General features: G+C 60.3%; 20 protein-coding genes and 2 tRNA genes. 4 read left to right on the top strand and 18 right to left on the bottom strand.

Annotated features, from left to right (window positions below; all coding sequences use genetic code 11):
* Positions 1-234: transposase (locus Q362_RS21030; protein ID WP_035216987.1), on the top strand; the 234-nt coding region annotated here is incomplete at its 5' end.
* Positions 235-538: 304 nt separating this feature from the next.
* Here the strand turns inward: Q362_RS21030 and Q362_RS0115130 are convergent.
* Positions 539-615 (bottom strand) — tRNA-Thr (locus Q362_RS0115130).
* Between the two features lie 475 nt (positions 616-1,090).
* On the opposite strand from Q362_RS0115130, the gene Q362_RS23755 reads away from it, so the two are divergent.
* Both Q362_RS23755 and Q362_RS21025 read left to right on the top strand, forming a co-directional pair.
* Positions 1,091-2,170, top strand: coding sequence for a hypothetical protein (locus Q362_RS23755; RefSeq protein ID WP_157470179.1), 1,080 nt, complete (start codon positions 1,091-1,093; stop codon positions 2,168-2,170).
* Complete coding sequence (locus tag Q362_RS21025; RefSeq protein ID WP_035216986.1) at positions 2,167-3,054, top strand: septal ring lytic transglycosylase RlpA family protein; 888 nt, start codon at positions 2,167-2,169, stop codon at positions 3,052-3,054. The genes Q362_RS23755 and Q362_RS21025 overlap by 4 nt, the downstream gene beginning before the upstream one ends.
* Here the strand turns inward: Q362_RS21025 and Q362_RS21020 are convergent.
* From Q362_RS21020 to rpsT, 6 genes are all read right to left on the bottom strand, one after another.
* The gene (locus Q362_RS21020) at positions 3,037-3,711 is read right to left on the bottom strand and encodes a phosphoribosylanthranilate isomerase (protein WP_035216985.1); all 675 of its coding nucleotides are present in this window, start codon (positions 3,709-3,711) and stop codon (positions 3,037-3,039) included. The genes Q362_RS21025 and Q362_RS21020 overlap by 18 nt on opposite strands.
* Entirely contained in the window at positions 3,708-4,472 is a 765-nt protein-coding gene (gene trpC, locus Q362_RS0115105) for an indole-3-glycerol phosphate synthase TrpC (protein WP_028319362.1), read from the bottom strand. Before trpC ends, Q362_RS21020 begins: the two co-directional genes overlap by 4 nt.
* A gap of 19 nt (positions 4,473-4,491) precedes the next feature.
* A complete protein-coding gene (gene trpD / locus Q362_RS0115100; protein WP_028319361.1) occupies positions 4,492-5,520 on the bottom strand; it encodes an anthranilate phosphoribosyltransferase in 1,029 nt (342 codons plus the stop codon).
* A 26-nt stretch (positions 5,521-5,546) separates the two neighbouring features.
* Positions 5,547-6,164 (bottom strand): anthranilate synthase component II, encoded by a 618-nt coding sequence (locus tag Q362_RS0115095; RefSeq protein ID WP_028319360.1) that lies wholly within the window; start codon positions 6,162-6,164, stop codon positions 5,547-5,549.
* 3 nt (positions 6,165-6,167) lie between these two features.
* Positions 6,168-7,655: an anthranilate synthase component I gene (gene trpE / locus Q362_RS0115090; protein WP_028319359.1), complete on the bottom strand. Its 1,488-nt coding sequence runs from the start codon at positions 7,653-7,655 to the stop codon at positions 6,168-6,170.
* 255 nt (positions 7,656-7,910) lie between these two features.
* Positions 7,911-8,183: a 30S ribosomal protein S20 gene (gene rpsT / locus Q362_RS0115085; RefSeq protein ID WP_028319358.1), complete on the bottom strand. Its 273-nt coding sequence runs from the start codon at positions 8,181-8,183 to the stop codon at positions 7,911-7,913.
* A gap of 412 nt (positions 8,184-8,595) precedes the next feature.
* On the opposite strand from rpsT, the gene Q362_RS0115075 reads away from it, so the two are divergent.
* A tRNA-Arg gene (locus tag Q362_RS0115075) sits at positions 8,596-8,672 on the top strand.
* A 521-nt stretch (positions 8,673-9,193) separates the two neighbouring features.
* On the opposite strand, the gene Q362_RS0115070 is transcribed toward Q362_RS0115075, so the two are convergent.
* The 11 genes from Q362_RS0115070 to Q362_RS0115015 all read right to left on the bottom strand — a co-directional run bounded on the left by Q362_RS0115070 (position 9,194) and on the right by Q362_RS0115015 (position 18,964).
* Entirely contained in the window at positions 9,194-9,502 is a 309-nt protein-coding gene (locus Q362_RS0115070; protein WP_028319357.1) for a hypothetical protein, read from the bottom strand.
* 20 nt (positions 9,503-9,522) lie between these two features.
* Entirely contained in the window at positions 9,523-10,005 is a 483-nt protein-coding gene (locus Q362_RS0115065) for a hypothetical protein (RefSeq protein ID WP_035216982.1), read from the bottom strand.
* 12 nt (positions 10,006-10,017) lie between these two features.
* Positions 10,018-11,631 (bottom strand): hypothetical protein, encoded by a 1,614-nt coding sequence (locus tag Q362_RS0115060; protein WP_028319355.1) that lies wholly within the window; start codon positions 11,629-11,631, stop codon positions 10,018-10,020.
* Positions 11,628-12,089, bottom strand: coding sequence for a hypothetical protein (locus Q362_RS0115055; protein ID WP_028319354.1), 462 nt, complete (start codon positions 12,087-12,089; stop codon positions 11,628-11,630). Before Q362_RS0115055 ends, Q362_RS0115060 begins: the two co-directional genes overlap by 4 nt.
* A 13-nt stretch (positions 12,090-12,102) precedes the next feature.
* Positions 12,103-12,396 carry a hypothetical protein gene (locus Q362_RS0115050; RefSeq protein WP_028319353.1) on the bottom strand — a complete coding sequence of 98 codons (294 nt, stop codon included), beginning with the start codon at positions 12,394-12,396 and terminating at the stop codon, positions 12,103-12,105.
* A gap of 34 nt (positions 12,397-12,430) precedes the next feature.
* On the bottom strand, positions 12,431-12,862 hold the full coding sequence (locus tag Q362_RS0115045) for a hypothetical protein (RefSeq protein ID WP_051554373.1): 432 nt from the start codon (positions 12,860-12,862) through the stop codon (positions 12,431-12,433).
* 193 nt (positions 12,863-13,055) lie between these two features.
* Positions 13,056-13,745, bottom strand: a complete 690-nt coding sequence (locus Q362_RS0115035) for a hypothetical protein (RefSeq protein WP_028319351.1) — start codon at positions 13,743-13,745, stop codon at positions 13,056-13,058.
* Positions 13,746-13,748: 3 nt separating this feature from the next.
* Positions 13,749-17,687 carry a host specificity factor TipJ family phage tail protein gene (locus Q362_RS22420; RefSeq protein ID WP_051554372.1) on the bottom strand — a complete coding sequence of 1,313 codons (3,939 nt, stop codon included), beginning with the start codon at positions 17,685-17,687 and terminating at the stop codon, positions 13,749-13,751.
* Entirely contained in the window at positions 17,684-18,082 is a 399-nt protein-coding gene (locus Q362_RS0115025) for an NlpC/P60 family protein (protein WP_035216978.1), read from the bottom strand. The genes Q362_RS22420 and Q362_RS0115025 overlap by 4 nt, the downstream gene beginning before the upstream one ends.
* Complete coding sequence (locus Q362_RS0115020) at positions 18,079-18,600, bottom strand: DUF1833 family protein (protein WP_028319349.1); 522 nt, start codon at positions 18,598-18,600, stop codon at positions 18,079-18,081. The genes Q362_RS0115025 and Q362_RS0115020 overlap by 4 nt, the downstream gene beginning before the upstream one ends.
* Positions 18,593-18,964, bottom strand: a complete 372-nt coding sequence (locus Q362_RS0115015; protein ID WP_028319348.1) for a hypothetical protein — start codon at positions 18,962-18,964, stop codon at positions 18,593-18,595. Before Q362_RS0115015 ends, Q362_RS0115020 begins: the two co-directional genes overlap by 8 nt.
* Position 18,965 lies beyond the last annotated feature (1 nt).

Here is an 18,965-nt window from a genome sequence, read left to right as displayed (position 1 = left end):
TTCGATGCCCTGACCTCGGGCATCAAACAGCTCTGCGCGGGCGGGTCAACGATCCTCATCAGCATGCAGGGACTGCTCGGCTATTACCCCCACAAGATCACCAACGGTCCCCTGGAAGGACTCAATAACAAAATCAAAACCTTGAAACGGCAGGCCTATGGCTTCAGAAACATGGAATACTTCAAGCTCAGGCTCTACAACCTTCACAACTCCAGGTACCCGTTTGCCGGATGAACCTATTTTTTTCCGGCTTCTCGCGGATCTGTGGGGATCAACGGTTCAATGATCGCCCAGAATGCATCCGAAATTTCCCAGGTTTTGATGCGTGCCATTTCTCCTCCCGTTGCTTGGTTTCAACGGATATTAGCTGGCGGCAGGAAAATTGCGAGCAATTTATTTATAGATAAGTACTAACAAGATTTACATTTCGATTTTTTCACTATCGAATCGATACAAACAGGGAACCTAATTTTACTGACCAACTACTGATTAACGAAAAAAGCACCTAGCCAACTAGTGACCAAGTGCTTGGTTTTACTGGAGCCGATATCCGGACTTGAACCGGAGACCTACTGATTACGAATCAGCCGCTCTACCACACTGAGCTATATCGGCACTGGGGCGGGGTATATTGCCGCGAGGTTGCGGTTTGAGGTTCCTTGATGTAGCAGTTTTATGGTACAGTGTCAAGATTATGAATGGCTCTTTCATCTTGTGCACCATACTTCTACTGCTCTTGCCCGGTTGCCGGGCCGAAGATGCCAAACCGTCCCACTCCTCGCCGCAAACCATCACTTCCACAGGCACAATAACTTCGGTCAAGGCCGGTTGCGTAGGCTGTCATGAGGATGTACGACTTGACCCGTCGCATCAACTGGACTGCACTTCTTGCCATGGAGGACGGGACAACGAAAGCCAGGTCGGCGCGGCTCACGCGGGACTGATCGCCAGGCCGGGTCATCCCGACCATATGGCTGCCGCATGTGGTGGCTGCCATCCTCGGCAAACTGCTGCCGCCAGCGGTTCGCTCCACTTCACCTTGTCCAATGCAATCAACAGGGTTCGCGGGCAGTTCGGAGCTGACAACCATGTGGCAAAACCTACCGACATCCCCATAACCGATCCCGCGGCTGGGCCGCTCGCCTTGAGCGACGACATGCTGCGCCGTCGCTGTCTCCGCTGTCATATATATTCGAACGGTGACGCCTATGATGCCGTCACCCATGGCACCGGATGCGCCGCATGCCATCTGTCTTTTGCCAGCGGCAAAATGGTCTCGCACGCCTTTGTCGCGCCCACCGATAAACACTGTCTGAGCTGCCACTATGGCAACCGTGTGGGCAGCGACTATCATGGCCGCTTCGAACACGACTACAATTGGGAATACCGGACCCCTTACTTCTCGCAAACCAGCCGGAACACCGCACCCCGTCCCGCCGGCGTGGAGTGGCACGATCTCGCCCCCGACATCCACCAGCAGCGCGGCCTTATCTGTATCGATTGCCACAGGGACAGCGGCCACCATCACCGGGAAAGCCGCGTTACCTGCTCCACCTGCCACGGCTGGCGGCCCGGCCAGCCGGTGCCTTCCCTCGACACGCTTTCGGTACGTGCCCAGGAACTGCTGCTCATCGGACGGCTGAATGGCAAAGAGCACGCCGTTCCTCTTCTCCGCCATCCGGCCCATCGGCAGTACGGTTCTCAGGTTGCTTGCCAGGTGTGCCATGGACAATGGAGTTTCAACGATGCCCCCATCCATCTCCTGCTCTCCAACCGCCCCGACTACGAGCCCTGGGAACGGCTGACCGTGCAGGGGAGTTCAGAGGTTGAAGCATTGCTGGAGCATAATCTCCACTATTCGGAGGAGCACCCCCTGAGCATGCGTGACGGTCTGACCGGCCAGCCGCGTCCGGGTATCTGGTATCAGGGGTATGGGCAGCGCCGCTGGGAGCAGATGATCGTGCGCAGGGATGCGGACGGTATCATCAAGGTATTCCGTCCCTACCTCGATCTGCATCTGTCCATGCTCGCTGCCGATGGTCAGGTTCTTTTCGACAACATCGTCGGGCGGGAATCCGGCCTCCTGCCGTACACCCCGCATACCACCGGTCCGGCCGGCCTCTTTTTCCGGGACCGGTTCCGTCACCTCCTGCCCACCGAGGAGAAATGACCCCGACCGCCGTTTTTCCCCGTTTCCTTCGCCCGCTGCATATTCTCTTGCTCATCCTGCTGCTGAGCTTCGCTTTCGGCTGCGCCTCCAAGGCTCCGAAACCCCTGGAAGGCGGACCTTCCACCACACCGGGCAAAAAGAGAACGAGAACGTCGGCGACCCAGCGACCTTACGTGATCAACGGTATCACCTATTATCCCATCCCTTCGGCCGCCGGTTACAACGAACAGGGCATCGCCTCGTGGTACGGCGAGCCGTTCCACGGCAGGAAGACGGCCAACGGCGAAATCTACAATATGTACAGCGATACCGCGGCCCACAAGACCCTACCCATGGACACCATCCTGCTGGTGAAAAACATGGAGAATGGCCGCTCGACGGTGGTGCGGATCAACGACCGCGGCCCTTTCGTCCAGGAGCGGATCATTGACCTGACCTATACCAAGGCCAAAGAACTCGGCATCGTCGCCAAGGGAACCGCCAGGGTGGAAATCGTGGCCATGGGCGCGCAGCAGCAATTGGAGGAGAGAGAGCTGATCGCCGCCGCACCGGGCAAATCGCCAGCTGAAGTGGCCATCGCGAAACCACCGGCCGAAGTCGCCGCTGCGAAGCCGCCACCGCCCAAACCGCCGCCGCTTCCGGATTTCGACAAGGGAAATTTTTACGTGCAGGTGGGGGCCTTCATCAAGGTCGAAAATGCCCGCACCCTGGCCAGGGCCTTTGCCAAACGGGGCCGCAACGTCATTATTCAGCAATATCCCGCCGCGGGCATGAACCTCTACCGGGTGATGATCTTTGCCAGCACTTCGCTGGCCAAGGCTAAGGTGTATGAGAAGCAACTGGAAGCGGAAGGGTTCCGCTACGCCTTACTGCTGGCGCGTTAGGCGGTCGGCCTCAAAGGCGCGGACCGTGGCGACGAAGCGGCGGATGTGCTCGTGGTTCTTGCGGCCGGGCGCATCCTCCAGACCGGAGTTGGCGTCCACGCCGTAAGGATTGACCTGCGCCAGGGCCGCGCCGACGTTGTCGGCATCAAGGCCGCCGGCCAGCAGAAACGGGCGGGCGGGAGCGAGCCGACCGATCAGGCTCCAGTCAAAGGTGCAGCCGGTGCCGCCGACCACATTTTTCTGATAGGTATCGAGAAGATAGCCGTGGACGACTTCATGGTAGGAAGCCACCTCGGCGGCTGTGGTTTGCTCGCCGACCCGGATGGCCTTGAGCAGCTTGCAGGGTGCGGTCAGGGCTGCCAGTTCCCGGCAGGAGGCCGGCGATTCCGCGCCGTGCAGTTGAATGAGGTTGATGCCGCATTCCCGGACGATGGCCGCAATCCGATCCGGCTCCTCATCGACGAAAACCCCGACGGCGTCAACCAGGGGCGGCAACTCGGCGATGATCGCCCTGGCCGCTTCGGGCGTAATGGCTCGGGGACTTTTCGCGGCAAAGATGAACCCCAGCCCGTCAACGCCGGCCTCGACCGCGCACAGCGCGTCCGCTAGGCGGGTCATGCCGCAGATCTTGATCCGGACCCGGTGGGGCGCGTTCATTTTCCAAGAAATTCCCGCAGCAGTTGATCCTGCCGACCGGCCCGCATCAAACTTTCGCCGATCAGGGCCGCCTTGACCCCGGCCACCTTGAGCCGCTGCATGTCCGCGGCCGTGGCAATCCCCGATTCGCTGACCACCGGAATCTCCCGCGGAATTTTGGGCAAGAGGCGGAAGGTTGTCTCCAGGCTCACCGAAAAATCGTTGAGATTGCGGTTGTTGATCCCGATCAGCCGGCTTCCGGCGGTCAACGCGTCCTCCAGTTCCCGCTCGTCGTGCACCTCGACCAGCACGTCCATCCCCAGGGATTCGGCCTGCAGGCGGAAATCCCGCAGTTGCTCGCGGTCCAGGATGGCGACGATCAAGAGAATGGCGTCGGCGCCGACCGCATGGGCCTCATCGATCTGGAGAGGATCGATGATGAAGTCCTTGCGCAGCACCGGCAATTCGACCGCCCCGCGCACCTGGGGAATGTAGGCGAGCGATCCCTGGAAGAAGTCCACATCGGTGAGCACCGAGAGGCACTGGGCCCCGCCGGCCTGGTAGTTGCGGGCAATGCGCACCGGATCGAAATCGGGCTGGATGACGCCCTTCGAGGGCGAGGCTTTCTTGGCCTCGGCGATGACGGCCACGCCCGGCGCGTCGACCAGGGCCCGGATGAAACCGCGCGGCAGCGGCACCGGCCGGTCCATCACCGGCAGGCCGCGTCCTTTCAGTTCCGCCACCTCCTCGTATTTTCTCGCGACAATGGTATCGAGGATCATCTTCGTATCCCGCTGAAACTCATGCTCTGCTGAAGCGGACCAGTTCTTCCAGTTTGGCCGACGCAGCCCCGGAATGGATGATCTCCCTGGCCAGGGCGATGCCATCCACGATGGTCCCGGCCTTGCCGGCGGCCATCAGGGCGGTGCCAGCGTTGAGCAAAACCATGTCCAGCTTGGCCCCGATCTCGCCGCCCAAAACGGCCCGCACCTGCTCCGCCGATTCTGCCGCGGTCCGGCCGCCGCGGATGGCGGCCATATCGGCGCTCCGCAGCCCTACCTCCTCGGGCGTCAGAATCGAGGTGGTCACGGAGCCTTGATAGCCATCGGCAAGGTGGGTGGCGCCGGTGACGGTCATCTCGTCCAGGTTGCCCTCGCCCCAAACGATCACCGCCCGTTTCATGCCCAGCCGCACCAACACCTCGGCGAGAACCGTGGTCAGTTCGCGGGAGAAGACGCCGGTGAGCTGCACATTGGCGCCGGCCGGATTGGTCATCGGCCCGAGAATGTTGAACAGAGTGCGGATGCCGATTTCGCGCCGGGGACCGATGGCGTATTTCATGGCGCCGTGCAGCATGGGGGCGAACAGAAAACCGATGCCCACCTCGCGCACGCAGGCCGCCACCTTTTCCGGCGGCATGCTCAGGTCGACCCCGAGGGCCTCGAGAACGTCGGCGCTGCCGCAGTGGGAGGAGACGGCCCGGTTGCCGTGCTTGGCCACCGGCACGCCGGCCGCGGCCACGACGAAACTGGTGGTAGTCGAGACGTTGAAACTGCCGGAACCGTCGCCGCCGGTGCCGACGATGTCCATCAGGACCTCGCCGCCCTTGGTATCGATGCCGGTGTCAATGAAGGTCGCCTTGTCCCGCATGACCTTGACCGCGCCGACGATCTCGTCGATGGTTTCGCCCTTCATGCGCAGCGCGGTGATAAAAGAGCCGATCTGGGCGGTGGAGGCCTCACCGCTCATAATCTCCTGCATCACCCCGATCATCTCCCCTTCGCTCAAGTGGTGCAGGGCCACCACCTTGGCAATCGCCTCACGAATCATGACTCTTCTCTTTGTCGCACGGAAAATCACACCGGGCCGCGGAGCAGCTGCCCGTAATCCGGCCGAAGGAAGTTGTGCAGCAGCACGCTGCCCGGCCCGGTCATGATCGATTCGGGATGGAACTGGACACCCTCGATCAGCAGGGTTTTATGCCTGAGGCCCATCAGTTCGCCCTGATCGGTATGGGCGGTGGCCTCCAGGCAATCCGGCAGCGGTTCCTCCACCACCAGGGAGTGATAGCGCATGCCGTCGAAGGGAACCGGCAGCCCGGTGAACACGCCGCGGCCGTCGTGGTGGATCGGGCTGGTCTTGCCGTGCATCAGCCGGGAGGCGCGGATCACCTTGCCGCCGAACACCTCGCCGATCGACTGATGCCCCAGGCAGACCCCCAAAACCGGGATGCGGCCGGCGAAATGGAGAATCGAGGCCATGGAGATGCCGGCCTCCTTGGGGGTGCAGGGGCCGGGGGAGATGAGCAGCCGCTCCGGCTTGAGCGCTTCGATCTCGTCGATGGTTATGGCATCGTTGCGGAACACCCTCATTTCCGGCGGCCGCCATCCTGACGGCGCCCCGGGCGGGGCGGTGGCCAGCGTCTGCACGATGTTGTAGGTGAAGGAATCGTAGTTATCGATGATGACGATCACGGCTCAAAACCCCTTTTCCGCCAGTTCCACGGCCCGGCGCAGTCCCATGGCCTTGTTGATGGTTTCCTCGTACTCCTTCTTCGGGTCGGAATCGGCCACGATGCCGGCCCCGGCCTGAACCCACATATCCCGGCCCTTGAGGATGAAGGTGCGGATGGTGATGCAGAAATCCATGTTGCCGGAGAAGCCGAAGTAGCCGACCGCGCCGGCATAGGGGCCGCGCCGGCTCACCTCGAGTTCGTCGACGATCTCCATGGCCCGGATCTTGGGCGCGCCGCTCACCGTTCCCGCCGGGAAACAGGCGGCCATCACGTCGAACTGATCCAGGCCGGCCAGCAGTTTGCCATGCACGCCGGAAACGATATGCATCACGTGGCTGTAGCGCTCGATCACCAGCAGGTCGCGGACCGTCACCGAACCGTATTCCGCCACCCGGCCGACATCGTTGCGGCCCAGATCGACCAGCATCAGATGTTCGGCCCGCTCCTTGGGATCGGCCAGCAGTTCCTGCTCCAGCGCCACGTCTTCTTTCGGAGTGGCGCCCCGCTTCCTGGTGCCGGCGATGGGCCGCAGTTCGATGTCGCCCTCCTCCAGCCGCACCAGAATCTCCGGCGAAGAACCGATCAGCAGCATGTCCCCCTGGCGGAGGTAGAACAGATAGGGGCTCGGGTTGATGTGGCGCAGGGCCCGGTAGAGGGCAAAGGGCTTGACCTGCAACTCGGCGTGGAAGCGCTGCGACAGCACCACCTGGATGATGTCGCCGGCGAGGATGTATTCCTTGGCCCGCTCCACCATGGCCGCGAAACTGGCCTCGTTCATGTTCGAAGTGAACCGGTGCGGTTCGGTGGGCTGGTCCTGGACGACGAACTGGTGGGGAATCGGCTGGTTGAGCCGCGCGATGATGTCGTCGATCCGCCGGCAGGCATCGTCATAGAGGCGCGCCGTGTCGTCTCCGCCCTTTTTCCAGACGTTGCAGACAACGGTCAGGGTCTGCTGGACTGCGTCGTGGATCAGGACGATCCTCGGCACCATGAAGGAGGAGGCGGGGAAGTCGAGGGGCGGATGACGATCGGGAATCTTTTCCATGAACCGCACCATGTCGTAGCCGAGAAAGCCGACGGCCCCGCCGTAAAATCGGGGCAGCCCCGGAGCGGTGCTGACCGTGAACGAAGCGAGCAACTGCCGCAACTCGTCCAGGGGATTGACGCCCAGGCACTCGTCGCCGGCGACGGTCAGGCCGGGGTATTCGACGCGCACCGTGTCGCCGGTGCTGGTGAAGGTGAGGAGCGGATCGAGGCCGATGAAGGAATACCGCCCCCATTTTTCGCCGCCTTCCATGGATTCGAACAGAAAGGCGTGGGGGTCGGCGCCGGCCACCTTGGCAAAAATGGTGAGCGGGGTATCGAGATCGGCGACAATAGTTCGATGCACCGGAACGAGATCGAAGGATTCGATCATGTCGGCAAAGGCGCGCGGTTCGGGAAAATACATGGAGCACAACCTATGACTTCGGTGGCGGGAGATCACCCTGTTCTGATTCGGCATGCAGACATCTTTGACCCGAACAACCGGAACGATACCGGCCGGCATGTGTCAGGCGATTCTGGCGATGGTTCCGGCCAACCCGATCATTCAGAACGCCACCAGCAGACAAGGCAATACCCGAATTCAACAAAAAAGGCCATGGACGCACATAGCACCCATGGCCTTGAACACTACCAACTGCAAAGGAGTAACGAGTTCACCTTAAGCGAGGGGTTGCATCTTATTGACCCTTTTGCTCAACCGGGAAACCTTGCGGGCTGCGGTTTTCTTGTGGATGGATCCCTTGGTGGAAGTTTTGTAAATCACCGGGATGGCAGCCTGCAGAGCGGCTTTGGCTTGTTCTTCGGAACCTGCGACAAGAGCCTCTTCTACCTGGCGGATGGCGGTTTTCATTGCCGACTTGTTCATCCGGTTCCGTAAACGGCGCATCTTCGATTGACGATCTCTCTTCTCTGCTGACTTATGATTGGCCATGGAAACTCCTAACTCCTTATAAAAGCATCAACGATGAAGGATTAAAATGCAAGCTCTGCTATATACAGAAAATACCACCTGGTGTCAAGTATCCTCACGATCATCTGCCCGATATATTTTTGCATCGCTCGCCATACGCGGCCTGTCATGCTCCTCCGTCCGCAATCGCATTTCCGCCCAACCATCTCCATGTTCGTTAAAGGACAATAGGCGTACTCCTGCCTCATTGAATGCGACCAGGAACCAAGGAGATTTTGCAGCACTGATTCGCGACCTGGAACGATAGGTATGCGGATGTGCCCGGAGAACGTGCCGCGCGGTGAAAATAATTACAGGAGAGATTTCGTAAAACCTTGCACCGTTAAGCGATTAGTGTATATTTGCCACTCGCTTATCATACGGTCTCTTTTTTGGACGGGTAGCTCAGCTGGATAGAGTGTTGGCCTCCGAAGCCAAAGGTCGCGGGTTCGAATCCCGCCTCGTCCACCAGTAAATACAGCCATTTAGCAACAAAATTGCTAAGTGGCTTTTTCTTTTCCCCCACATCATCCCCACATTTGCCGATGTTGTGAGGGACAATATTTTTGGCCGGTGAAGGCTGCCGGGGGGGGACTGAACTAAATTTCAAGATTCCCTCGAGGTGTTCTTATAACCGGCAGAGGAGACATGAACGTCTGGGCAGCGTTTCTGAAACCGCTTTTGTAGACTCGCGCGAGGTTTGGAACCAATTTGCGCGAGGTTTGGAACTGCGTTTGCAGCCTCTTTTTTCGCTTTTTAATTACCGATTAAAAGCTCGGTACGCACTTGCTATCGACTACCTTCCTTTGGGCTCATCGAGTATTTCAGCTCAACCTCCTCGATCTTGAACCGCGCAAATATCTCCGGACATCTGGGGTATCATTGATGGACATGACGAATTTGCCGTTGATACCGGCAAGCAGCGTGGCCAGGTCGTGAAAATCCTGCTCCACGAAGTTGTGCTCATAACCGTCGATGCCCCTGTCCCGTCCTCAGATTCCTTTCAGATCCACAATGCGGATCTTCAGTTCCTTTGTGATCGTGTCCCCCCCGTTGTGGGTGACCTCAAACGTCAGGAAACGCACAGGTCCGTGCTCCCCAATTGTGTTGACCGCGCCAGACAATTTGACAGCATTGCCGGCCGGGAGGACCGTCCAGGGAATAATGTCCTGCCCCTTTGCCGACACCAGCCGATAGCGGATTGATTCGCTGTCCACGATGATGTCGCCGCCCTCGTTTAGGGACATGATATGATGTGTCGATGCGGTCCCCTCATCAATTTCTACACTATTGGCATCCATCGATCAGTCCTCTGAGATCGCTATGCATACTCGATAGTAAAAGTTCCCTGGTCGTTGCTGGTGTTCGCCGTAGCCGCATCCACCACTCTGCGCACCCACACCCTTGCCCCCGATCCAGCGGCAATATTCGGAATAGACAGCTTGCTGTCACTGGTGGGATGCGAAAACGATACCCCAATCGGGGCCGTGCTCTCATTGGCAATCGAAGTGGTGGAATCAATCGGGCTGGCCTCGATCCCAAAATCAAGCGTGGTGCCTGCGCTTGAAGTTTCAGCACTATTGTAGAGCACCACGCCGGTGGCCGGGGCATCCCCGCTGTTATAGAGGTCGATGGCTCGGTACTCGGTGTCACCAGCACTGGCCTCAGCCGGTGACACGTCGTCAAAGAGATTGTTGAGGGCTATTTCGCTGACGATGTTCGAGCTGCGGACCCCTCCCAGTGAGGCGTAAGGGTCGTTGTTGTCCGCTCCGCCGGTGATCCTCCAGATAAGTGTTGCCGACATAATTGCACCCTCTCAGGTAATGATGATGGTTCCGGTTGTGGTCGTGATAATGGCACGGCCTGTAATAGTCGATATGACGATCCTATCGATTTTTTCCGACGCGGGGCCGGATATAATCCTCCAGGAGGCTGTTTGCTCGATTGCGGCATACACCGCCCAAGAAGCATCACTCCCAAGAACCGACGCAATCCTCCAGGCGGTATCGTGGGAGAAGCCATGAATAATCTTCCATCCGGATTGAATATCGGTGGACGTATACAGCTTCCAGGCGGTAGTCCGATCAAACTGAGACCTGATTCTCCATACGGTAGATCTATCAAGCTGCGCTCTGATGGACCACTCGGCGGTTAGATCGAGCGCTCCTGCGGTGAGGATCTGCCAAGCGGCAGACCGATCCAGCGCAGTGGCTATTGCCCACGCGCTTGACCTGTCGACCAGGGACTTGATTTTCCACGCAGCATTTGCTTGATCAGCCCGCAGGAGTTTCCACGCCGATGGATTAGCGAGAGAGACCTTGATTTTCCATGCTGCTCCTGCAGGGGAAGCCGCGACAACCCTCCAGGCAGAGTGCTCATCGTCTCTGGTGTATAGTTTCCACGCAGCAGGGAGGCCTTGTTCAGCAAAAATTCTCCAGGAGGCCGTCAATTCTGCGGAAACCGGGCCGCTCGCAACATAATAGTCCGCGCCATGGCCGAACGATGCGCTAGCCCTCGTGTCGCCGTCGATATCGTCGGTAAACGTGCTGGACAGATCGGAGGCCGCGATGCCGAATAGCACCTCACTGGGAGCGGTCAGATGATAGTCGCCGCTGGCGTGGTTGGTGAAATAGGTCGCGTAGTCGGTTTGGTTATGCACCACCGTGGTGCCAAGCGCTGTGGCATCAGACGATATATTATGATGCCCGGCCGAGACCCCCGAAAAACACGCCGTGGCAGCACCCATGGCGATGCAGTTTGTTACCTCATTTATCCAGTTTGGCTCGCCGAGGAAGCCATAAGCCCCGCCCCAGGTGGTGATGTTGCGACAGATGGACGTACCGTTATATTCGCCGACACAGGCACCTGCGCCGTCTGTCGCTAGCACCAAACAGTTGGTAGCGACTGTGGTGCCTCGCGACAAGTTTAATGCCCTGGTTTGAGCGCCTGGGCATAGCGTCTGGACCACACATTGATCAATCGTGCCCGTCGTCAGCGACCCATTGGTACCCCGGCCTATGCCCAGTGCGTGCGCATAAGATGCTATCCTGGCATTGCGGACCTGTATCCCCCGGATGTGGACGTGCAGATTAGCGGTCCCGATGTCATCCAAAGCTCGTAACACTGTCTGGGCTTGATTTGTTGATGCCGATAACCTGTACGCCGCATCATCCCACCGGCCGGAGTGCCGATATTCTTCCGTCGGATCCGTCCATATCTTGACGTATCGATTGGAGTCAGAGAGCCATCCGGAGAGCGACTGCACCATGGTGGTGTCGGCCGCGCCGCCGGTGGCTCTACACTGAGCCACGGCGATAATATCGGCGCTCACCAGGTCCGCCGCCTCGGCAACAGCCCAAAGGTTGAGGCTGGTGTAGTCGGTGCCGGCACCGTTGCCCGGATCGACTATGCGGATGCTTTCGGTGGTCATGCCGGCGCCGAAAAGTATGTGTAGAGGGTCGGGTCGGGCTGCCCGTCGATCCAGCGCTTGACCGCGGGGTATGTGATGTGTGGCGCTAACGTCACCTCGCCCTCTGCATCCAGACTGATCTTTGCCCACTCGGGTAGGGACTCGATATCGAGGTAATAGCCGCGCTCGATCTCGACCCGTGTGTCGATCTCTCGCCGGAACTCTCCATACTCCGGAGGGTAGGTGGCCACCGGCTGCTCGATTAGGTTCTTGAGCAGCGGCGATATTCCGGGCACGTGCAGTCGGTAGAATATGTAGTTGCCGCAGCCGTTGGTGAGCATATCCTTGCCGCGATGGCCCTCCATGGCGCCGTAGCCTCGGCGGTCCACATCCACCTGGACGATGGACCACCGGCGGCGGATGGCGTGGCCGTCCGGACCGCAGAGATCGGGCATGTTGGAGACCCAGAGGGTAGCCATGGCCGGACGGAGATCAGAACACCAAAGGATCGGCCAAGAGTTCTACAAAATGCTGCGGGTTATCCGTGCCGATCTTGTCCTGGTTTTGATACATCAGTGTCAGGTTTTTGACTGCCAACCGGAACGATCCGAGGTATGCCTGGTCGGTTTCGCCGATGCCCAGAATAGTGAGATCCTCGGCGGTGAGGCCATCCAGCCAGCCCGCTAGGTCTTCCCATCGCTCCATGCAGCGCTTGATTTCGTTCGCCACGGTCTTCACCGTTCCCTGTACGGTTTGCTTGGTGATGGGATTCAAATCCAAAATCATTGTGTCCTCCGTCATTGTTTGTCCGTTTTTGTTGTTAAGATGCCAGCATATCCAGCGCTGGCAGTTCAGCAATCAACCCTTCTACCGTCGGCTCTGACCTGTCTCCGGCAGCCACGGCGGCAAGAACAGCGTAGTAGTATTCCCATACCAGGGACCGCCACTTTCGAAACGCGATTCCTTCTGCTTGAAACTTTGGCACAGCCGGCTCGTCGGCGTAGCTGCATGCACTCTTGATGTCGTCGTATCCAAATGCTTGTGCCTGCGTGTCCAGGTGTTGATGCACGGCCTGCGTTGCGATGGCTGCTTTTGCCTCCACCGTCAATACCGGTGGAACGTATTCAGCTACTTCGCCGAATTCTCCGTCAATAGCCCGCTGATAAAGGTCGCGCCCATGTTCTTCGGGATCCCACGGCACTGCGTGGAATTGTTTGACGCCGTCAAACCCTTCGATGGTGACGTCGATCATTATTCCGCCAGTGCTGGTCGATCGTGGATTAGTGGCCGACTTGATGTTTATATATTTCCCCATGGAACTCACCTTATCCTGCCCTTCTGTGTAGTTGTTTTGTTTGCGTTTTCAATATCAAGGAACCGCATCTCGTCGCGGTATTCGAACGTCACTAGCAGCTCAATGCCGAACTGCGTCCGTTTAGGGCTCATCATGATATCCTCACCCAAAGTATGGCATACGGAGTCGAGTAGGTCGCTGTCCGTTGTGACCAGACGCCGCCGAAACCAAAGGTGCTGGGGTCTCCGTGTGGCGAGGTGATTATCAACGGCGCCCCGACCGCTCCGTTGCCCGGAACCGCGGTTGAATTAGCATATCCAGCGGTAGCAGCATAGTTCACCGAGAAATTGGACGGATTGTAGACGTACATGTTGGTGCCGTCGCTCCCACCCCAGACCCATGCCGGCTGCCCACTCTGCCCGCTCCAGTTGAACACGCGATTGTTGAGTTTTTGAGCGTTGGCCGCAGTTGTGGCGTTGGCCGCAGTTGTGGCGGTGGCCGCGTTGCCGGTGCACGCTCCGGCTGTCGTGGCCGAGGCCGCATTGCCGGTGCACGCTCCGGCCACCGTCGCCGTGGCCGCATTGCCGGTGCAACTGGAGGCCGTGGCCGCGTTGCCACTGATGTTGATGCCGTAGGATGCTGCCAAGTCCGTCCATTCCGATCCGGACCACTGCTCCCATTTCGAGGCGGTGCTGTTCCAGCGGATGACCCCCTCAGGCAGGTTGGTGGGCTCGACCATCCCCGATCTGAACATCCGCGCCACATCCACCAGGCGGTCGGACAGGGCCTGCAAGATTGCCGTGTATAACGTGCCGATCACCGGAAGGTTCCAGTTCGCCATTGATCACACCCCCCTAACGATATAATGAACCGTGCCGTTAATTCTCTCCCCGCTGGGATTGAACACGAGCACTTTGAAGAATGATGGGTTGCCCACATCCACGAAATCCCACATCGGTATTGATGGCGCAAGACCCTGCACGGTCATAGATATATTCTGGACATCAATGAATTTACCGGTAATGTCGACCACCGTCCCGTCCGTGTCAGTGGCCAATGCTTCAACCGTTCCTGTCACTGTCTTCGCCTTGACGTCGAGCTGCACCAAACTGTCAGTAATCATCAAAAAGCCATGATCTGGAGAGTCGAAATGCAGGGCTACTCGCACGTAACGAAAATTGACCGCGTAAATCTGGTAGAGCCCCTCGACGCCGTCCGTCCAGGTCTCGCCGTCGAGGGAGTAGGAGATGGTCGGGGTCACCGCAACCTCTCCCACGATGGCCTCCCTGGTGATGGACAGTGTGATTGCAGTGTTATCGATGACCGCCCCGTAATCAATAACCTCATTGTAATCTGCGGTCGGTAGCGCCGGTTGCAGGAAGTAGGGCATGTCGGCATTGATCTGGTCCTGGGGGCTCGACCACTCGTTATTGACAAAATGCTCCTCAAACGTTTCGGCGGTGTTCACCGGGGCGTAGACGATGCCACGATCAGCCAGCACGTTGACCATGGTGCCGTTGAAATCGAGAGGCCTTCGATCGTACAGCACGTAATCGGGAGGCTGGTTGATGACCGCGTAGACGCCAACCGGCTCGCCGCGCAACCCAACGGAATCGATCGGAACGATCCAATATTTGTAAGTTCCTGCCGCATCCTCGATAAAGGTGGCAAAGGTCCCGTCGATAATGCCGATCAGTTCGCTATCTTCGTATTCAATCCCTCGCCTCACCTCGGACGGCGCGTCCTCGAAGGTGCCGCGCGCGACCTGCCAGTACAACAGCACGTTGTTGTCGATCACCTTCGCGCTCAGGCTGGTAATCCGCGCCGGAATCACCGACAGTATATAGCTGGCTGCATCGATGCTGTAGACGCCATAGCGGTCCACCGCCTTCAGCCAGAACTTCAGCGGCCCTTGCAGGGTTGGCCGCCAGAGGAATTTGCTGGCTGCCAGGCCGGTGACGATCACCAGACCGTCGTCCCAGGACGAACCCACGCGCAGTTCGTAGCCGGCCACGTTCCAGTCGGCGACCTGGTCCCAGGCGATTTCCACCACATTGCCGACCACCTGGGCGCGCAGGCCCGAGATGGTCGGATCCCAGGCCGACCGCACCAGGTCTTTGTAGCCGATGCTCGCCCAGTCGCCCTGCTTGAGGCCGACCGCCGCCACCCTGATGATGGTTGCCGTGCCGTAAATGGCCGTGGCCGTGTAGTTTGCTGTGCGGGTCTCGCCGATCCGCGTCCAGGTCTGGCCGTCGCCGGAGGCTTCCAGCACGTAATGATCCGCCCAGGATGCCGGTTCCCAGGCCAGCAGCATGAGGCTGGTATCGCCCGGCATGGCCGTGGCGGTCAGTCCGCGCACCGCCGGCGACGCGGTGACGCCGGGCAGGCCGCTGGTCGGCGCCGACGGCGTGATCCGGCCTGTTTCGGCGGTGTGCACGTTGTCGTCCTCGTTGACGACCATCAACTCCACGCTGTAGAGCCCACGGGGTTTTATAGCCAGCACGCGGGCGCGCTGACTCCAGGTATTGCTCCAGCCGAAAACGGCGTGGGTGCGCTCGCCGGCGCCGCCGGTGCGCGGGGTGAAATCCGGAGCGCTGGCCAGCGACAGCACCGTGCCGCCGGCCAATGTCGCCACCACCGGCCCCCAAATGGTGCCGTCGGGTCGACGCAGGCCGAGATAATGGGTGCGTCCGGGCTCCCATTCCAGTTCTCGGTCGATGGTCAGAGAGGTGCCATCGCTGGCGACGACCTCCCCGCTCTGGCCCCAGGCCACCATGTCGTGTTGGATCAGGATCAGGTCGCCGAAGGATGGAATGAAGCCATCCAGCTCGGTCTGGAAGGAGATGATCCGGCGGCGGTACCGGTTGCAGGCGGCGGTGTACATCCCCTCCCGGTAGGCCTGATCACGGCTGGTGACAAAGGACAACTCCATTTTCACCGGTTTGGCGGCTGTACCCGGCAATGCGGCGCGTACCCGGCGCTGCACCCATTGCCGCGCATCGAAATAGCCGACATCGGCGGCATCGGCGGTCTCTGAGGTCGGCATCAAATATTGCACCGAAAACGACCCCTGCACAATGTTGCGCATGGAAAACAGGGCCACCGGGATGGTCGCCGGCTGATCGCGGAAGAGGCGGATGATGCCGCCCTGCATGTACGGCTTGGCCCGGCCGGCGGCACCGATCTTGGTGAGCACGTCCCAAAGCGACAAGAACGAATCCACCCGGCCGTTGCACTGATCTCCCCGGGCCGTCCAGACACCATCCAGGGCGAGGAGCGTGGCCAGATCGATGCGGGAGTCCGGAATGCCGCAGGCTTTGCAGGCATAGGCAAACGCCCAGGCGATGGACCTGGTGGCGGTCGGCGCGGTCCAGGCGGAACCGTTCCAGATCGGCAGTTTGCGCACGGCCACCACTCGGATCTTGCGGCTGGACACCGTGGAGAGCTGCGCCGTGGCCTGCATGCGGATGGCGATCACGGTCACGTCGCCATGGGCCTGCGCGCCGGGGTGATAGCCGCGCAGCCCGACCCAGGCGAAATCGTTGCCGGTGCGGGAGTTGGTATCCTTGGCCGAGGTGCGCTTGCTACGCACTTGGTAGCGGCCGGCAGGCACCACGAATTTCTCGGAATACCGCTGCGGGGTGGTGGTGGCGGCGGTGTACGTCTTCTCGGCGGTATAGACCGGCTCCGGATCGACCTGCTGGGAGATGCCGGGCCACAGAGTGGGCGGCCGCCACGGATCGTCGTTATCGAAAAACGAGAGCAACTCGCTCATCTTGTTTTTGCTCATCGGCAGCAGGGTCAGCGGGAACAGCGAAAACCAATCGCCAATCGGGTTGCCGTCGTCGTCAATCCGCTGGGCCTCGGCCACCACGGACACCGACCGCGGATCGAGGCCGCCGTTATCGTTGGCATAGAATAGGCCCCGGCCGGCGACATAGTCGATGCCGATGGAATCGATGCTCGTGCCTTCGTCGTTGACAACGAAGGGGCCGTAATACATACCCTGTTCCATGTCCTGCCCGGCCACCTCCACCGAGGTGGTCACGGCGGCCGGAAACAGGGTGACGCTGCCGCCGGGCGGCACCACCTCGATGTTCACGCCCTGGAAATTGGTGATGGGCGTGTCTTCGATGTAGATGCCTTCGATGTCATACTGACCCCGGCCCAGGCAGAGCAGGCTGTACAGGTATTGCTCGTTGCCGATGTACTCCTGGTAGGGCATGGCCGCGTAATCGGGGTAGGACATGTGCCGACCGAACTGCTCGGGGATGGCGCCCTCGATGCGGGCAGTGTTGCCCTGGGCTTGCAGATTATAGGTCGGCGACGCCTGCGGCACCTGCGGGCTGGATAGCGAGGACGTCCGCGGCGGCGCCAAGGCGTTGACCAGCACACCTCCTGCCATCATAACCCCGGCCGATACCAGCCCTCCGGCCAGGGCGCCTGCGGTGGTAGCGTACCCGCCAAAAGCCGCGGCCGCCAATCCGCCGGTGTAGACCGCCGCGGCCACTACCACCACGGAGAGGATGACGTTGAGCGGGTTGCTGCTGCCTCCTCCTCCCTGCGGGATGGCCGCCGCGTCGACGAAGATCAGCACATCGCCACCGCAAACAACTGTGCCCACCCAGTCCGCCCGCAGCAGCGGCTCGCCGTTCAGCAGGGCAATGTAAGGCCGCTGCCAGCCAGGATCGAGATCACGGACACTCAGCGGTCCGGACACCAGGGCCACGGCGCGACGATCCGGCACGAGGCAGTGCCGGAGATAGGTGACCGAGCCGCTCATGCCCTGCTCCGGTGGCGGAGATACTGTTTCCGGCCGAAGCCGGACGTGTGCCAGGATGAATCGCTGTTGAAGACCACCCCCGCCCAGCGCGAACAGTGCAGCACGCCGCCGCCGTCGACATCGAGCCAGACCCCGTAATGGGCCGGGTGGCGGATAAAAACGATATCGCCGTGCCGGGGAGCGGCCACCATCTGCCAGTGCTCGTTTTCGGCGTGGCCGTTGATGAGCCGTACCAGCTGCCGCACATCATCGTAGTCCGGGATCGTGATCCGCGGCATGACGATGCCGAAGTGGCGCCGCTGTACCTCGGCCACGAACGACATGCAGTCGTAGGCATCAGGCCCGGCCGCGCCCTCTTGCCACGGAATGCCGATGTACGCGCCGAACTCGCTCATGTCGCCAGCCCCGGATATTTTTCGACGCTGTACTCCTCGGTGGGGAAGCGCTTGTTCATCAGATTGCTGAATCCTGCGGTGGCCACCACTTCGAAGACGTTGGCCGTGCAATTCAGCAGTTCGGTGTGGATGGGTGGGTCGTTCTCCGGGCCGTCCCCCAGGCCGGAATCGAGATATTCCCGGTACGTGACGGTGACCAGATCCGTGGTCCCCAATGCCTGCTCCAGCGCCGCCGTGATCTCGCGGCTGACGTTATCGATGCGGATCTGGAGCTGCGGGATGCCGTCCGGCGTGATTTCAGGCCGGGTAAAATCGAATGGGTAGGCCGCAAAGTGCACCACCTGGCCGGCCTGGACCGGCGCCGAAGCCTCGAGGCGGGCGTCGATGTCCTCAAACCCCCGCACCACCCTGATCGGACCGGTGAACGCCGGATGCCGCAGCTCCAAGGTGTGGTAGATGATGCCCGTGGCGCTGGCGTATGCCTCCTTGAGCGCGGCACTGAGCGTACTGTCAGGCATAGCGGACCTCCAACGGCATGGTCACGAGCCATTTATTATGGCCGGCATACTCCGCCTCCCACATCGAGGCGAAGACCGCCTCGACTGTGACGATCCCGGCGAGATCGCTACCGGTGATCAGGTCGATGCCGAACCAGGCGGCGCCGCCGTTGGCGCCGGTGGGATCGTCAAAAAACTGGCGGAAATAGAACAGTTGGTCGTCGGTGAGCCGGAGCGTGCAGGTGACGCGATCGGTGCGCACCCGCGAGCGGCGGCGGACCCTGGTGTTGGCGCCCTCCATCTGCGTGCGGATCGCCGGATCGATGGGCGCGAGCCTGTAGCCCGACATGCGGGGCGCCGGCAGGATGGACGGCCAGGTCGCCATG

Origin of the sequence: Desulfobulbus elongatus DSM 2908, from assembly GCF_000621145.1 — a bacterium.
Classification (GTDB): Bacteria; Desulfobacterota; Desulfobulbia; order Desulfobulbales; family Desulfobulbaceae; genus Desulfobulbus; species Desulfobulbus elongatus.
This window is presented reverse-complemented; position numbering and strand designations above follow the sequence as displayed.

What these genes read in the sequence shown, in the direction of transcription:
- Q362_RS21025 (WP_035216986.1), top strand. Translation starts at nt 2,167, where the DNA reads ATGACCCCGACCGCCGTTTTTCCCCGTTTCCTTCGCCCGCTGCATATT.
- Q362_RS21020 (WP_035216985.1), bottom strand. Translation starts at nt 3,711, where the DNA reads ATGAACGCGCCCCACCGGGTCCGGATCAAGATCTGCGGCATGACCCGC.
- trpC (WP_028319362.1), bottom strand. Translation starts at nt 4,472, where the DNA reads ATGATCCTCGATACCATTGTCGCGAGAAAATACGAGGAGGTGGCGGAA.
- trpD (WP_028319361.1), bottom strand. Translation starts at nt 5,520, where the DNA reads ATGATTCGTGAGGCGATTGCCAAGGTGGTGGCCCTGCACCACTTGAGC.
- trpE (WP_028319359.1), bottom strand. Translation starts at nt 7,655, where the DNA reads ATGTATTTTCCCGAACCGCGCGCCTTTGCCGACATGATCGAATCCTTC.
- rpsT (WP_028319358.1), bottom strand. Translation starts at nt 8,183, where the DNA reads ATGGCCAATCATAAGTCAGCAGAGAAGAGAGATCGTCAATCGAAGATG.
- Q362_RS0115070 (WP_028319357.1), bottom strand. Translation starts at nt 9,502, where the DNA reads ATGGATGCCAATAGTGTAGAAATTGATGAGGGGACCGCATCGACACAT.
- Q362_RS0115065 (WP_035216982.1), bottom strand. Translation starts at nt 10,005, where the DNA reads ATGTCGGCAACACTTATCTGGAGGATCACCGGCGGAGCGGACAACAAC.
- Q362_RS0115060 (WP_028319355.1), bottom strand. Translation starts at nt 11,631, where the DNA reads ATGACCACCGAAAGCATCCGCATAGTCGATCCGGGCAACGGTGCCGGC.
- Q362_RS0115055 (WP_028319354.1), bottom strand. Translation starts at nt 12,089, where the DNA reads ATGGCTACCCTCTGGGTCTCCAACATGCCCGATCTCTGCGGTCCGGAC.
- Q362_RS0115050 (WP_028319353.1), bottom strand. Translation starts at nt 12,396, where the DNA reads ATGATTTTGGATTTGAATCCCATCACCAAGCAAACCGTACAGGGAACG.
- Q362_RS0115045 (WP_051554373.1), bottom strand. Translation starts at nt 12,862, where the DNA reads ATGATCGACGTCACCATCGAAGGGTTTGACGGCGTCAAACAATTCCAC.
- Q362_RS0115035 (WP_028319351.1), bottom strand. Translation starts at nt 13,745, where the DNA reads ATGGCGAACTGGAACCTTCCGGTGATCGGCACGTTATACACGGCAATC.
- Q362_RS22420 (WP_051554372.1), bottom strand. Translation starts at nt 17,687, where the DNA reads ATGAGCGGCTCGGTCACCTATCTCCGGCACTGCCTCGTGCCGGATCGT.
- Q362_RS0115025 (WP_035216978.1), bottom strand. Translation starts at nt 18,082, where the DNA reads ATGAGCGAGTTCGGCGCGTACATCGGCATTCCGTGGCAAGAGGGCGCG.
- Q362_RS0115020 (WP_028319349.1), bottom strand. Translation starts at nt 18,600, where the DNA reads ATGCCTGACAGTACGCTCAGTGCCGCGCTCAAGGAGGCATACGCCAGC.
- Q362_RS0115015 (WP_028319348.1), bottom strand. Translation starts at nt 18,964, where the DNA reads ATGGCGACCTGGCCGTCCATCCTGCCGGCGCCCCGCATGTCGGGCTAC.